Annotated in this window: 14 protein-coding genes; 5 read left to right on the plus strand and 9 right to left on the minus strand. The window is 70.8% G+C overall.

From position 1 onward, the window contains the following. Window positions 1-23: 23 nt before the first annotated feature. The 3 genes from HUT19_RS31260 to HUT19_RS31270 all read right to left on the minus strand — a co-directional run bounded on the left by HUT19_RS31260 (window position 24) and on the right by HUT19_RS31270 (window position 2,244). A complete protein-coding gene (locus HUT19_RS31260; RefSeq protein ID WP_176183665.1) occupies window positions 24-830 on the minus strand; it encodes an SURF1 family protein in 807 nt (268 codons plus the stop codon). A 121-nt stretch (window positions 831-951) separates the two neighbouring features. Beyond that, window positions 952-1,185 (minus strand): hypothetical protein, encoded by a 234-nt coding sequence (locus HUT19_RS31265; RefSeq protein ID WP_176183666.1) that lies wholly within the window; start codon window positions 1,183-1,185, stop codon window positions 952-954. 63 nt (window positions 1,186-1,248) lie between these two features. Beyond that, window positions 1,249-2,244, minus strand: coding sequence for a DEDDh family exonuclease (locus tag HUT19_RS31270; protein WP_176183667.1), 996 nt, complete (start codon window positions 2,242-2,244; stop codon window positions 1,249-1,251). A 181-nt stretch (window positions 2,245-2,425) separates the two neighbouring features. On the opposite strand from HUT19_RS31270, the gene HUT19_RS31275 reads away from it, so the two are divergent. After that, the gene (locus HUT19_RS31275; RefSeq protein WP_176183668.1) at window positions 2,426-2,572 is read left to right on the plus strand and encodes a hypothetical protein; all 147 of its coding nucleotides are present in this window, start codon (window positions 2,426-2,428) and stop codon (window positions 2,570-2,572) included. Between the two features lie 40 nt (window positions 2,573-2,612). Here the strand turns inward: HUT19_RS31275 and HUT19_RS31280 are convergent, their stop codons facing one another. Continuing rightward, entirely contained in the window at window positions 2,613-4,154 is a 1,542-nt protein-coding gene (locus tag HUT19_RS31280) for a S8 family serine peptidase (protein ID WP_176183669.1), read from the minus strand. Window positions 4,155-4,715: 561 nt separating this feature from the next. Between HUT19_RS31280 and HUT19_RS31285 the strand changes: the two genes are divergently transcribed. The 3 genes from HUT19_RS31285 (at window position 4,716) to moaA (ending at window position 8,034) form a co-directional block, all read left to right on the plus strand. Continuing rightward, window positions 4,716-5,075 carry a DUF485 domain-containing protein gene (locus tag HUT19_RS31285; protein WP_254885874.1) on the plus strand — a complete coding sequence of 120 codons (360 nt, stop codon included), beginning with the start codon at window positions 4,716-4,718 and terminating at the stop codon, window positions 5,073-5,075. Next, window positions 5,072-6,697: a cation acetate symporter gene (locus HUT19_RS31290; RefSeq protein ID WP_176183671.1), complete on the plus strand. Its 1,626-nt coding sequence runs from the start codon at window positions 5,072-5,074 to the stop codon at window positions 6,695-6,697. Before HUT19_RS31285 ends, HUT19_RS31290 begins: the two co-directional genes overlap by 4 nt. 347 nt (window positions 6,698-7,044) lie before the next feature. Then, window positions 7,045-8,034: a GTP 3',8-cyclase MoaA gene (moaA, locus tag HUT19_RS31295; RefSeq protein ID WP_176183672.1), complete on the plus strand. Its 990-nt coding sequence runs from the start codon at window positions 7,045-7,047 to the stop codon at window positions 8,032-8,034. Between the two features lie 34 nt (window positions 8,035-8,068). Here moaA and HUT19_RS31300 read toward each other — a convergent pair whose 3' ends face one another. Further along, a complete protein-coding gene (locus HUT19_RS31300; RefSeq protein ID WP_176183673.1) occupies window positions 8,069-8,305 on the minus strand; it encodes a hypothetical protein in 237 nt (78 codons plus the stop codon). Between the two features lie 193 nt (window positions 8,306-8,498). Then, entirely contained in the window at window positions 8,499-8,903 is a 405-nt protein-coding gene (locus HUT19_RS31305; RefSeq protein WP_176187506.1) for a DUF3099 domain-containing protein, read from the minus strand. A gap of 212 nt (window positions 8,904-9,115) precedes the next feature. Between HUT19_RS31305 and HUT19_RS31310 the strand changes: the two genes are divergently transcribed. Further along, window positions 9,116-9,397, plus strand: coding sequence for a GlsB/YeaQ/YmgE family stress response membrane protein (locus HUT19_RS31310; protein WP_176183674.1), 282 nt, complete (start codon window positions 9,116-9,118; stop codon window positions 9,395-9,397). 238 nt (window positions 9,398-9,635) lie between these two features. On the opposite strand, the gene tyrS is transcribed toward HUT19_RS31310, so the two are convergent. From tyrS to HUT19_RS31325, 3 genes are read right to left on the minus strand one after another with little or no spacing between them, the layout of a single operon-like run. After that, window positions 9,636-11,057 (minus strand): tyrosine--tRNA ligase, encoded by a 1,422-nt coding sequence (tyrS, locus tag HUT19_RS31315; RefSeq protein WP_176183675.1) that lies wholly within the window; start codon window positions 11,055-11,057, stop codon window positions 9,636-9,638. 59 nt (window positions 11,058-11,116) lie between these two features. Next, a complete protein-coding gene (locus tag HUT19_RS31320; RefSeq protein ID WP_176183676.1) occupies window positions 11,117-12,529 on the minus strand; it encodes a metallopeptidase TldD-related protein in 1,413 nt (470 codons plus the stop codon). After that, window positions 12,526-14,067, minus strand: coding sequence for a TldD/PmbA family protein (locus HUT19_RS31325; RefSeq protein WP_176183677.1), 1,542 nt, complete (start codon window positions 14,065-14,067; stop codon window positions 12,526-12,528). The genes HUT19_RS31320 and HUT19_RS31325 overlap by 4 nt, the downstream gene beginning before the upstream one ends. Window positions 14,068-14,195 lie beyond the last annotated feature (128 nt).

The following is a 14,195-nucleotide window of genomic DNA, read 5'->3' on the forward strand; positions in this document are numbered from 1 at the left end:
GCATCTTCCCGGGAAGCGGAAAGCTACTCCGCCCCGGCGGCGGCCGGGATCTTCTCCGACGGGGCCTTGGAGGCGCTCTCGGCGGCGCGGTCCCGGCGCTCACGCCGGACCAGGACCACCCAGCCGATGGGCACCCCGGACGCGAACAGCCACCACTGGATCGCGTAGGCCATATGGGGGCCGATGCTGCTGTGGTCCGGCGCGGCGACCGGCTCGGGCTGCTTGGTGCCCTTGGGGGAGGACGAGGTCAGCTCGATGTAGCCGCCCAGCACCGGCCGGGACAGCTCCTTGGCCTGCCGTTCGCTGTTGATCAGCATGACCTGCCGTGCGGGCAGCCCCGGCTTGTCCTTGATCCCGCTGCCGGCGGTGGTCTCGTCGGCCTTGAGACGGCCGGTGACGGTGACCTCGCCGGAGGGGGCGGCGGGGACCTCGGGGTAGCGGGTGAGGTCCGTGCCCGCCGGGATCCAGCCGCGGTTGATCAGGACGGCCCGGCCGCCGGGGAGCGTCAGCGGGGTGAGGACGAAGTAGCCGATGGACTGCTCGTCGGAGCCGGTGCGCTGGCGGACCACGACCTCATGGGCGGTGTCGTAGGTGCCGGTGGCTCGCACGGTGCGCCAGGTGTCCTCGCGGGGGACGGTGCGGCCGGGGGCGGTGAGGCCGGTGACGGGCACCGCGGGGGCCTTCAGGTTGTCCCCGATCAGATGGTTCTGCGCGACCCGGTGCTCATGGCGGTGGAGCTGCCAGAACCCCAGCCGGACCATGGTGGGGATCATGACGAGCCCTACCAGCGTGAGGATCACCCACTGCCGGGTCAACAGAAAGCGGTACACGCCCTTGACAGTACTCGGCGTGGATTGTCCCCCGGCCGGTGGGGGCACCGGACGACAATCCACGCGGGTGGCCCGGTTCGGACAGGAGCCCGTCCGGATCGTGGTCCGGTTCCCACGGACCTCATACGTGGTCGACGATGCCCACCTTCCCCTCCGCGCGGGCGCAGTGCGCACCGCAGTAGAAGGCGCCGTCCGCCTCGACGCCCTGCCCGATGATCTGGCAGCGGCAGTGCTCGCAGACGGGTGCCATGCGGTGGATGGCGCAGGAGAAACAGTCGAAGACGTGGACGGCGCCCTGCGCATGCACCTCGAACGTCATGCCGTAGTCGTTTCCGCAGACCTCACAACGTGCCATGCGCCACAGCGTGCGGCGCGGCGCGGTGGCGGGCTAGCGGCGGGCGGGCGCGTCGCGCCGACTTCACCTGTTTGTCGGCGGTGCGGGAGTGACGTCCTGGAGGAGCTGCATGAAGGCCGCCTCGTCGATGACCGGTGTGCCGAAGGACCGGGCCTTGGTGGTCTTGGAGGTGGCCGACTCCGGATCGTTGGTGACCAGCAGGCTGGTGAGCCGGGACACACTGGTGGCCACGTGCAGTCCGGCGTCCACGGCCCGGTCCTCCAGCAGTTCGCGGTCGACCGAGGTGTCCCCGGAGAACGCCACCCGCATCCCCTGCACCAGCGCGCCGCCCGGCTCGTAGCGCCCCGGGTTGGGGTACGGGCAGGCGGGCCGCTTGCGGCTGGGGCGCCAGCTCGTGGGCCGGTACGAGCGCTGACGGCCGATACCGCCCGACGGTCCGTCGGACCACTCGGTCAGCGGCTGACAGGCCAGCAGGGGCAGCCGCAGCCCCGCCTCGGCGGCCAGCCGGAGGCTCGGCCGGAACGCCTCGGCAAGCACCCGGGCGTCGTCCAGGGCGTGGTGGGCGCGCTCCTGCACCACCCCGTAGTGCGCTGCCAGTGACTCCAGCTTGTGGTTGGGCAGCGGCAGCCCCAGCTCCTTGGAGAGGGCGATGGTGCACAGCCGCTGCCGCACCGGGGCCGCGCTCTTGGCGCGGGCGTACTCGCGGGCCAGCATCGACCAGTCGAAGACGGCGTTGTGCGCGACCAGCACCCGGCCGTCCAGCCGCTCGGCCAGTTCACCGGCGATCTCCGGGAAGAGCGGGGCGTCGGCCAGCGTCTCCCGCGTCAGCCCGTGGATCCACACCGGGCCCGGATCGCGCTGCGGGTTGACCAGCGTGTACCAGTGGTCCTCCACGGTGCCCCGGGCGTCGAGCCGGTAGACCGCGGCCGACACGATCCGATCGTCGCGGGCGAGACCGGTGGTCTCGACGTCGACGACCGCGTACCCCTGCGGATAACCGGGCGGCCACAGGGATGGCGATGGGAGCTGCGGTGCGGCTTCCGTGGGGTCCTCGAGCATGGTCCCTGAGGATACGGGCCGGCGCCGACAGCCCGGACCAACGCCCCCGTACCGGCAGGCCACGTCCACGGGTTGACGGCCCGTCGGACGCGGAACGGCCGGCACCGCGCACAGCCGACCCAGTGTACTAGTTGGTAACTCCCCTCCGGTACTCGGGGTGTGGCGGTCCCATCGTGCGCATATGCCGCATCTGCCCAATGCCGTGCTGCGGTCGACCCGGCTGTTCCGGTCGTTCGCACCGGAGACGGAACGCCCGGTCCACGGGCTGACCAAGTCCGTGCCCGTCTCCGTACGCGTGCCGGAGCGCACACGGGCCGCCGGGCGCTGAGATACGCCCGGCGGCCCGTTGGGGGCTCGAGGTCAGCCCGTCACTTCTCGACGGCGTCCAGGGCGTCGGCGATGCCCGCGCCGTAGAAGCCGTTGTACCGCTTGTCGCCCTCGCACACCGCGTCGACCTTGCCGTCGCCGTCGATGTCGTACGGGTTCGGGCAGGCGGTGTCATCGGCCTGGTGCGCCAGCAGCGACTTCACCTGCCGGGCCGACGCGTACGGGTGGGTGCTCTTGATGAGGGCCGCGACACCCGCGACATGCGGGGAGGCCATCGAGGTGCCCGCCATGTAGCCGTACTTGCCGCCGGGCAGGGTGTTGTAGATCAGACCGCTGGTTGCCGGGGGCTCGGGCCTCTGGTAGGCGGTGCTGTCACCGCCCGGGGCCGCGATGTCGACGATCCCCAGACCGTAGTTGGAGAACGAGGACTTCAGCCCCTTGGCGCCGGTGGCCGACACGGTGACCACACCCGGCAGCTGGGTCGGGATGTCCAGGCAGACGCCGGGGTCCACATTCCGGTCACCGGGGGTGGTGTCGTTCGGGCTGGAGGAGTCGGTGATCGAGTCCGCGGTGAGGTCGTAGTTCTCGTTGCCCGCCGCGGCCACGTTGACCACGCCCTTGCCCTCCGCGTACCGCGTCGCCCGGGTGATGGCGTCCACCAGCGCCTTCTGGTCCGGGTCGGTGGTGCAGTTGAAGTACCACGGGTCGGTGTAATAACTGTTGTTGGTGACGTCCACACCGTGTTCGGCGGCCCACATGAAGCCGCAGACGACCGCCTCGGTGTAGAAGAACCCGGCGGTCGTGGACACCTTGATGCCGGAGACCTTGACGCCGGGGGCGACACCGGTGACCCCGACGCCGTTCTTCGCGGCCGCGATCTCACCGGCGACATGGGTGCCGTGCGGGCTCTCCTGCGCGCTCGGCCGCCAGGCGCCGTCGGAGGTGTCCGGCTTGCCCCCCACACAGTTCACCGAGGCCTTGCGGTCGAAGTTGGGCGCGAGGTCGGGATGGGTGTCGTCCACTCCGGTGTCGATGACCCCGACGGTCACCTTCGGACTGCCCAGGCTCTTCTCGTGCGCCTTGTCCGCCTTGATCGCCGGAAGGTCCCACTGGAGCGGCTCCAGCGGGTCCTGACCGGCCGTGGCCTTCGCCGCCGCGGCCTTCTCCTCCCGCTCGGTCAGTACCTGCGGGGTGCCCACATCGGTGGTGGACTGCGCGGTCAGCGGGGCGGTGCGGGTGGCACCGGCCGAGGCGACCCCGCGGACCGCGCGGACGGTCTTGGCGAAGTCGGGGTTGGCGGAGTGGACGACGAGCACGCCGATCCGGTCGTACGCGACCACCACGGTGCCCCCGGCCCGGGCGATGGCCTTGCGGACACGGGACGAATCGTGGTGCCCCGGGCGGGTGTTGACGACATAGCTCATCGACGGACCGTCGGCGGCGGCCGGGGTCGCGGCCGGGGCGTGGCCGTCCCGCGCGAGGGCGTTCGCGGTGGCCGGGAGGAAGGCCAGCGCGGTGGTGAGCGCCATGGCGGCGGGTATCGCGGCGGTGCGCAGCGGCAGGGAGGGGCGGCGCGACGTCATGGGTACTCCGGTTCTCTGTGAGCGGACGTGGACGGTGGCGAGGGCGGACCGGGCCGGATCGTCAGGATTTCCGGACCGGTGTCGCGGGCGCGCGTTCAGCGCGCCACCCGGGGGACGCCGGTACGCCCGGCGGGGGCCGCGGTCCGGCGGGCCGGGCCCGCCGCCTCACAGCCCCGGTGCGCCGCGTGGCCGGGGGTGAGGCCGTGGAGAGCGGTGGTGCGGATGCGGTGGTGCGACGGCGACGGGCGGTGTCCGGCCCGCCGTCCGGGTCTTGGAGGAGCCGATCTCAGATGAGCCATGGGATCTCCACATCATCCGTACGGGCCGCCCGTGCGCGGTTGCGCACTGGACGGGTACATGACGAAGGAAGCTATCGCCGATCAAGCGTGGCCATCAATGCATTCCGGAAGAAAACCCGCCACAGTGCCCGGAGTCGAAGGCTCCCCCGGATCCTTCTCCGTCTTTCAACCACACGGACCCTGTCGGATGGCTCGAGGTCGGCCTACCATGCGTGATCTGGATCACGACCGCCGCCGTACCCGTCCCCCACCAGGAGAGACCGTGGATACCGCACCGGCCAGCGATCGCCCCGGCGATCAGCTGAAGAAAGATCACTCTTTTTACACCGAGGTGCAAGCGAGTGCGGAGTTCGGCGAACTGCGCGGTGCGCACCGCTCGTTCGCCTTCCCGCTCACCATCGCGTTCGTCAGCTGGTACCTGCTCTACGTCCTGCTGTCGAACTACGCGGACGGCTTCATGGCCACCAAGGTCGTCGGCAACATCAACGTGGCCCTGGTCCTGGGACTCGCCCAGTTCCTGACCACCTTCCTGATCGCCTGGTGGTACTCCCGGCACGCCGCCGCCAAGCTGGACCCGCGCGCCGACGCCCTCAAGGCCCGCCTGGAGGGGGACGACGCATGAGTGCCCCGACCTACCTCCTGGCCGCCGAGAGCGCCTCGGACAACCGGCCGCTGATCATCACGCTCTTCACGGTCTTCGTCCTGGCCACCCTCGGCATCACCGTGTGGGCGGGCCGCCAGACCAAGGACGCCACCGACTTCTACGCGGGCGGCCGCCAGTTCTCCGGCTTCCAGAACGGGCTCGCCATCTCCGGCGACTACATGTCCGCCGCGTCCTTCCTGGGCATCGCCGGGGCCATCGCGCTCGCCGGATACGACGGCTTCCTGTACTCGATCGGCTTCCTGGTCGCCTGGCTGGTGGCGCTGCTGCTGGTCGCCGAACCGCTGCGCAACTCCGGCCGGTACACGATGGGCGACGTCCTCGCCTACCGGATGCGCCAGCGCCCGGTGCGCACCGCCGCGGGCACCTCCACCATCGTCGTCTCGATCTTCTATCTGCTGGCCCAGATGGCCGGTGCCGGTGTGCTGGTCTCGCTGCTCCTGGGCATCACCAGCGAGGCCGGGAAGATCCTCATCGTCGTCCTGGTCGGCGTGGTGATGATCCTCTACGTCTCCATCGGCGGAATGAAGGGCACCACCTGGGTGCAGATGGTCAAGGCCGTGCTGCTGATCGCGGGCACCCTGCTGATCACCTTCCTGGTGCTGCTGAAGTTCCACTTCAACGTCTCCGACCTGCTGGGTGAGGCGGCCAAGAACAGCGGACTGGGCAAGGAGTTCCTGGAGCCGGGGCAGAAGTACGGCGTCAACGCCACCACCAAGCTGGACTTCATCTCCCTCGGCATCGCCCTGGTGCTCGGCACCGCGGGACTGCCGCACATCCTCATCCGCTTCTACACCGTGCCCACCGCCAAGGCCGCCCGTAAGTCGGTGAACTGGGCGATCGGCATCATCGGCGGCTTCTACCTGATGACCATCGCGCTCGGCTTCGGCGCCGCCGCGCTGCTGAACCGCGACGACATCATCGCCTCGAACAAGGCGGGCAACACCGCGGCCCCGCTGCTCGCCGAGGAGATCGGCGGCGGAGCGGACTCCACCGGGGGCGCCATCCTGCTCGCGGTGATCTCCGCGGTGGCGTTCGCGACCATCCTCGCCGTCGTCGCCGGGCTCACCCTCGCCTCCTCGTCCTCCTTCGCCCACGACCTGTACGCCAATGTCATCCGCAAGGGCCAGGCATCGCAGAAGGAGGAGATCGCGGCCGCCCGCTGGGCCACCGTCGGCATCGGCATCGTCGCCGTGGTCCTCGGGGTCTTCGCACGCGATCTCAATGTGGCCGGACTCGTGGCGCTCGCCTTCGCCGTCGCCGCCTCCGCGAACCTCCCCACCATCCTCTACAGCCTGTTCTGGAAACGGTTCACCACCCAGGGCGCCCTGTGGTCCATCTACGGCGGGCTGGTCTCCTCCGTCTTCCTGGTGCTCTTCTCGCCGGTCGTCTCCGGCAAGGAGACCTCGATGTTCCCGGACGTCGACTTCCACTGGTTCCCGCTGGAGAACCCCGGCCTGATCTCCATCCCGCTGGGCTTCCTGCTCGGCTGGCTGGGCACCGTGGTCTCCAAGGAGGAGTCGGACCCGAAGAAGTACGCGGAGCTGGAGGTCCGCTCGCTCACCGGATACGGCGCGCACTGATCCGGCCGTACCAGCCCCCAGGCCCTGCCCGGCGGATCTTATCGGGCCCGCGACGCCTGGCACCGCGCCCCCAGCTACCGCTGGGAGGTGCCCCCGGCTGCGTTGTCGGAGTCGCCCGAGTACGCCCAGTACGAGGGTGATCCCCCGCCGTGCGATGCTCCCCCGGCTACCGCCGGGAGGTGCCCCCCGCACCAGACGCCGCGGGCTGCTCCTCAAAGATCCACCGGACAGGGCCTGGGCGGCCCTTTCACGGTCCAGCGGAAATCCAACTGTCACAGGCGTCGCGTACGCTGCGGGACAATTGACGTAGCGCACACACGTACGCGAACTGTGGAGGGGCCGCCGCCATGCTGATCGACACCTACGGTCGCGTCGCCACCGACCTCCGTGTCTCCCTGACCGACCGGTGCAATCTGCGCTGCACCTACTGCATGCCCGAAGAGGGCCTCCAGTGGCTGGCCAAACCCGACCTGCTCACCGATGACGAGATCGTCCGGCTGATCGGCATCGCGGTCACCGAGCTCGGCGTCACCGAGGTCCGCTTCACCGGGGGCGAGCCGCTGCTGCGCCCGGGCCTGGTCTCCATCGTCGAGCGCTGCGCGGCCCTCGCCCCGCGCCCCCGGATGTCGCTGACCACCAACGGCGTCGGCCTGGAGCGCACCGCGGAGGCGCTGCGCGACGCGGGCCTGGACCGGGTCAATGTCTCCCTCGACACCCTGCGCCCGGAGGTCTTCCAGGCGCTGACCCGGCGCAAGCGGCACGGCGACGTACTGCGCGGGCTGGCGGCGGCCCGCGCCGCCGGGCTCACCCCGGTCAAGGTCAACACGGTGCTGATGCCCGGTCTCAACGAGGACGAGGCCCCCGAGCTGCTCGCCTGGGCCGTGGAGCACGACTACGAACTGCGGTTCATCGAGCAGATGCCGCTGGACGCCCAGCACGGCTGGAAGCGCGACGGCATGATCACCGCCGGGGACATCCTGACCAGTCTGCGCACCCGCTTCACCCTCACCCCGGAGGACGACGGGCAGCGCGGCTCCGCGCCCGCCGAGCGCTGGCTCGTCGACGGCGGGCCCGCCCGCGTCGGCGTGATCGCCTCCGTCACCCGCCCGTTCTGCCGCGCCTGCGACCGCACCCGGCTGACCGCCGACGGACAGGTGCGCACCTGTCTGTTCGCCCGCGAGGAGTCCGATCTGCGCGGCGCGCTGCGTTCCGGCGCCCCGGACGAGGAGATCGCCCGGCTGTGGCGGGTGGCGATGTGGGGCAAGAAGGCGGGGTCCGGGCTGGACGACCCGTCGTTCCTCCAGCCGGACCGCCCGATGTCGGCGATCGGCGGCTGACCGGGAGACCGGAGTGGCCGACCGCACGCCCGGATCAGTGCTCGGCGGCCGACCACTCCTCGAACGTCACCACGTCCTTCAGAAAACCCCGCATATCCAGGAACCGCGACAGATGCTCACGGTGCTCCTCGCAGGCCAGCCAGGTCTTGCGCCGCTCCGGAGTGTGGATCTTCGGGTTGTTCCAGGCCAGCACCCAGACCGCCGGGGCGCGGCAGCCCTTGGCGGAGCAGATCACGGCGTCGTCTTCGGCGGGGGTTTCGCGGGTGTTCACACCGCAGACTCTACGGAAACCGCCACGGACATGGCGACGCCGGGCAGCCACGGGGGGAGCCGCCCGGCGTCGGTCCGTCGCTCCGACGGGGGATGCGGAGCGCGTACGCAGTATGTCACGAGGGATGGGGCGCGGTGCACCGGAACTGCGCGATTGATCTGAGGTTTTCCTGAGCATATGGAAACACGGCAGGTCAGCCGTGTCCCCCGCGTCCATGCTCGCTGGTATGTCCGACGTCTTCCGGGACGGATTCCGCCTGCGGGCCGTCCGACGGCTCCTGCTGCGGGCCGTCCTGGTGCGGACCGGAGCTCAGCATCGGCCGCTGCGGGGGCGGGATGAAGCTGGCGGGAAGCGAAGGGGCGTTCTCCCGGCCCGCGTTGGCGATGACCACCGCGATGTACGGCAGCACCGCGCCCAGTACCAGAGCCACGATGGCCACATGGCGCTCCACGTTCCACAGCACCGCGGCCAGCACAACGGAGACGGTGCGCACGGACATCGAGATCACATAGCGACGCTGCCGGCCGCGTACGTCGTCGGCCAGCCCCTGGCGGGCACCGGTGATCCGGTAGACCTCCGGGCCGCCCTGCTTCCGCATCACGTTCCACCACCTGATCGAGGAGCAGGCTCCCCCGCTCTGGGACGTACTCAACGTTACGCCGCGCAGGCCCGGGGTTCGAGACCGGGGCACCCCGATGGGTGGCCGCCCGACTACGCCATGACATGAACCCGCCGCTCCGACATGCGCCGTAGCAGAAACGGTCGAACACTGGAGGGAAATGCGCATCCCCCACCGCGTCAGGAGGCGACATGAACTGGCTGTGGGCGATCGTCGTAGGGATCATCCTCGGTGTGATTGCCAGGGCGATCTTGCCCGGCAAGCAGGACATCCCACTGTGGCTGACCTGCCTCTACGGCATTCTCGGAGCCATCGTGGGCAACGCGGTGGCCGGCTGGATCGGAGTCAGGCACACCGGAGGCTTCGACTGGATCCGGCATCTGCTCCAACTGGCCGGGGCGGTCCTCATCGTCGCCCTCGGCACCCCCCTGTGGCAGACCATCCGCCACGGCGGGAGACGGGAGCGAGCCTAGGCGTTCTCGCACCGCGGGAGTGCCGCGAGGTGAGGTCGTTCGTCCGCGGCTGCGCCGTGGCGGGTCGCGCCCACGCGGCGGAGCCGCACATCGACACGGCCCCGCGCCCCTTCGGGGCGCGACCTCACCGCACCGGGCTTCTCAGCGAGGCCGCCGGAGCGGCGGCGGCCGGCGCGCGTGGTGGATGCGCACCGGCCGCCGCTTCGGTCCGTCATGAACGGCGGTGTCAGCGCCTCGGTCACAGCCCCTGGATGTGGGCGATCTTCCGCCCGGCCTTGAGGTAGACGCTGCCGGAGGCGGCGGTGAGCCCGGCCTCCGCCAGGGTCTCCGCGACCACCTCGGCCAGCGGCCGTACCGCCTGGGCCTCGGGGAGCACCAGCGACTGCTGGTCGCCGCCCTCGGTCTCCACGACCAGCCGCAGCCCGTTCTGCTTGGCGACCCGGCGGGCGGCCGAGGCACTGGGCTGGAACTCCAGGACCTTGCTGAGCACGGTCGCGACGGTCTCGGAGCCGTGCTCGGCGGCGTCGACCACCGGCAGGGCGCCCACGTCGGCGAAGCTCTTCTTGGAGAACTGGGCGACAAAGCCCGCCCGCGCCTTCATGGCCGCCTCGATGCCGTACAGCGCCGCGACGACCTCGCCCGCCAGCACCTTCTTCAGATCCATCGGATGCAGCGAACGGTCCTCCACCCGGGCGGTCGCGGCGGCGATCTCCGCGTCCGTCCACTCCGTCCACGCCTCCAGGTACGGCTTCATCAGCCGGTCCGGAATCGACATGATCTTGCCGAAGACATCGTCGGCGGTCGCGGTCAGCGGCACGTAGTTGCCCTTGGACTTGGACATCTTGGCGCCGGTGCCGTCGGTGCCCTCGATCAGCGGCATGGTGACGACCAGCTGCGGGGTCTGCCCGCGCAGCTCCATCAGCTTGCGGCCCATCTGGAGGTTGAGCAGCTGGTCCGCCCCGCCGAGCTCGACATCGCACTCCAGCGCCACCGAGTCCAGCCCCTGGGCGATGGGGTACAGCAGCTCCGACATGGTCAGCCCGGAGCCCGCGGCCAGCCGGGTGCGGAAGTCCTCGCGCTGGAGCAGCTGGGAGACCGGCACCTGGGAGAGCAGCGCCAGCAGCTCCGGGAAGGTGAACGGCGCCAGCCACTCGCTGTTCTGCCGGAAGCTGACCTTCTCGAAGTCGAAGAAGGGCCGCACCTGCTCCTGGTAGCCCGCGAGGTTCCGCGCGATGTCCTCGTCGGTCAGCGGCGGGCGCTCCGCCGTACGGCCCGACGGGTCCCCGATCTTGGCCGTGAAGTCACCGATCAGCAGGGTGACGTCATGGCCCATCCGCTGGAAGCGGCTGAGGATGATCATCGGCACGACATGGCCGAGGTGCACATCGGCGGCCGTCGGGTCGATGCCCAGCTTGATCCCCAGCCCCTTGCCCTCGGTCCGCCGCCGCTCGATGCGCTCGGCCAGCTCGGCCACGCCCGGCAGCACCTCGACCGTGCGGGCCGCGATCAGCTCGGCTTGGTCCTTCGGCGACAGGTCCGTCAGGTCCAGATAGCGCCGCGAGCCCGTCTCCGCGAGCAGCCGCTCGACGGTCTGGTCGGAGGAGAGGTCCTGGCTGAGGAGCTCGCTGGCGCGGGCGACGGATTCGCCGAGGCGTGTCATGAGGTTCCTGGAGTGAGTCATGGGTGGACGGATGGGCGGGGACCAGTGTATTCGGCCGGTCACACGCCCTTGCTGACGGAGCTCATGTTGAAGTCCGGGATCCGCAGCGCGGGCATCGCGGCCCGGGTGAACCAGTCGCCCCACTCGCGCGGCAGCGTCGGCTCGGTACGGCCCGCCTCGGTGGCGCGGGAGAGCAGGTCGACCGGCGATTCGTTGAACCGGAAGTTGTTCACCTCGCCGATCACCTCGCCGTTCTCGACGAGATAGACCCCGTCCCGGGTCAGCCCGGTCAGCAGCAGGGTGGCCGGATCGACCTCGCGGATGTACCACAGGCAGGTCAGCAGCAGCGCCGGGCCCTGGCCGCCGGTGGCCGCGACCATCTCCTCCAGCGAGCGGGTGCCGTCCGCCTCCAGGATCAGGTTGTCGATCGCCGGGGCCGTCGGCAGCCCGGTGAGGGCGGCCGAGTGCCGGGTGGTGAGCAGCTGGTTCAGCACCCCGTCGCGCAGCCAGTCGGTGGCCGACAGCCGCAGACCGTTGTCGAAGACCGACGCGTCGTCCTCCGAGGAGTGCGCGATCACGAACGGTGCCGCCTCGAGACCCGGTGCGTGCGGATCGCTGCGCAGGGTCATGGGCAGCGGCGACAGCTTCTCCCCGACCCGGGTGCCGCCACCGGGGCGGCTGAAGACCGTACGGCCCTCCGCCGCGTCCCGCGCCGCCGACGACCACATCTGGTAGACCAGCAGATCCGCCACGGCGGACGGCGGCAGCAGCGTCTCGTAGCGGCCCGCCGGAAGCTCCACCCGCCGCTCGGCCCAGGCCAGCCGCCCGGCCAGCTCGGCATCGATCGCGGCCGGGTCCACATCGGTGAAGTCACGGGTGGCGCGCCCGGCCCAGGCCGAGCGCGGCCCACCGCCGCCGTCGGCCGGGGCCTTGGCGTTGATCTCCAGCGTGCCGGTCGGCTGGTCATGGCGCAGCCGCAGCCCGGTGGAGGTGCCCAGATAGGTCGAGACGACCTCGTGGTGGGCGAAGCCGTACAGCTCCCGTCCGCCCGCCCGGGCCCGTGCGAAGGAGTCGCCGAGGGCGGGCGCGAAGGCCGCGAACACCTCGGAGGAGGTCTCGGCGGGGGAGTCGGTGAAACCGGGGGAGTCCGGAAGCGAGGCGTCCGCCCCGACCAGTGGCTGGGCGTCCTCGGCCGGACCCGCCTCCCGGGCCGCCGCCTCCGCCGCCCGCACCAGCGGCTCCAGCTCCTCCGCGGTGACGGCGGACCGGGACACCACACCGGAGGCGGTGCCCTGCGCGCCGTCCACGGTGGCCACCACGGTCAGCGAGCGGCCGCGGGTGACGCCGTTGGTGGTCAGCGCATTGCCCGCCCAGCGCAGATGGGCCGTGGACGTCTCGTCCGCGATCACCACACAGCCGTCCGCGCGGGACAGCTCCAGGGCGCGTTCGACGATCTCGTGCGGCGTGGTCATCGCCCGGCCTCCTGGGTGGTGTTGAGGATGTTCACGCCGCGGAACAGCGCGGACGGGCAGCCGTGCGAAACCGCCGCGACCTGCCCCGGCTGAGCCTTGCCGCAGTTGAAGGCACCGTGCAGCACATAGGTCTGCGGACCGCCGACGGCCGACATCGAGCCCCAGAAGTCCGTGGTGGTGGCCTGGTAGGCGAAGTCGCGCACCTGCCCGGCCAGGGCGCCGTTCCGGATGCGGTACGCCCGCTGCGCCGTGAACTGGAAGTTGTAGCGCTGCATATCGATCGACCAGGAACGGTCTCCGACCAGATACAGCCCGTTCTCGACGCCGCCGATCAGATCGCCGGTCGAGGGCCCTCCCTCGGCCGCGGGTTGCAGCGACACATTCGCCATCCGCTGCACCGGCACATGGCTCGGCGAGTCGGCGTACGCACAGCCGTTGGACCGCTCGAACCCGGTCAGCCGGGCGATCCGGCGGTCCATCTGATAGCCGACGAGCGTGCCGTCCCGCACCAGGTCCCAGGACTGCGCGGCCACCCCCTCGTCGTCGTAGCCGGTCGTGGCCAGCCCGTGCTCCGCCGTCCGGTCCCCGGTGACGTTCATGATCTCCGAGCCGTAGGCCAGCTTGCCCAGCTGGTCGAAGGTGGCGAACGAGGTCCCCGCGTACGCCGCCTCGTACCCCAGCGCCCGGTCCAGCTCGGTGGCGTGACCGATCGACTCATGGATGGTCAGCCACAGATTGGACGGATCGATCACCAGGTCGTACGACCCGGCCTCCACCGACGGCGCCCGCATCTTCTCGGCCAGCAGCGCGGGCATCTCGGCCAGCTCCGTCTCCCAGTCCCAGACACCGGCCCCGGCCCCCGTCCCGGTCAGATACTCCCAGCCGCGCCCCACCGGAGGGGCCGTGGTGCGCATCGAGTCGAAGTCACCGGTTTGCGGATCCACCGCGAACGCGGTGAGCTGCGGATGCAGCCGCACCCGCTGCTGGGTGGTCGTGGTACCCGCGGTGTCCGCGTAGAACTTGTTGTCCTGGATGGTCAGCAGACCCGCGTCGACGTGCGCCACCTCGTCGGCCGCCAGCAGCCGCTCGCTCCACTCGGCCAGCAGCCCGGTCTTCTCCGCGTCCGGCACGTCGAACGGGTTGACCTCGTAGGACGAGACCCAGGTCTTGTCCGCGTGCACCGGCTCGTCGGCCAGCTCCACCCGCTCGTCCGACCCGGCCGCCTCGATCACTTTGGCCGACAGCTTCGCCATCGCCACCGCCCGCGAGGCCACCCGTGCCGCCGCGTCCATGGTCAGATCCACCCCGGAGGCGAACCCCCAGGCCCCGCCGTGCACCACCCGCACCGCGTACCCCACATCGGTGCTGTCCGACGACCCGGCGGGCCTGGCATCCCGCAACCGCCACGAGGCGCCGCGCACGCGCTCGAACCGGAAGTCGGCGTGCTCGGCCCCGAGCGCGCGGGCCCGCGCGAGCGCGGCGTCGGCGAGCGCCCTGAGCGGCAGCGCGAGGAATGACGTATCGATCTCGTGCGGCACGGGCGACTCCTCTTCGTCGGTGTACGTCTGGTTGATTTGCGGCCGACGGCAGTGAACCATGGCGCAACGCAGCGGGCGGGGTTGGTTTCCCGTCGAGCCCGGGCCGGGGAACGGGCCGTGACGTGTGG

The organism is Streptomyces sp. NA02950 (assembly GCF_013364155.1).
Classification (GTDB): Bacteria; Actinomycetota; Actinomycetes; order Streptomycetales; family Streptomycetaceae; genus Streptomyces.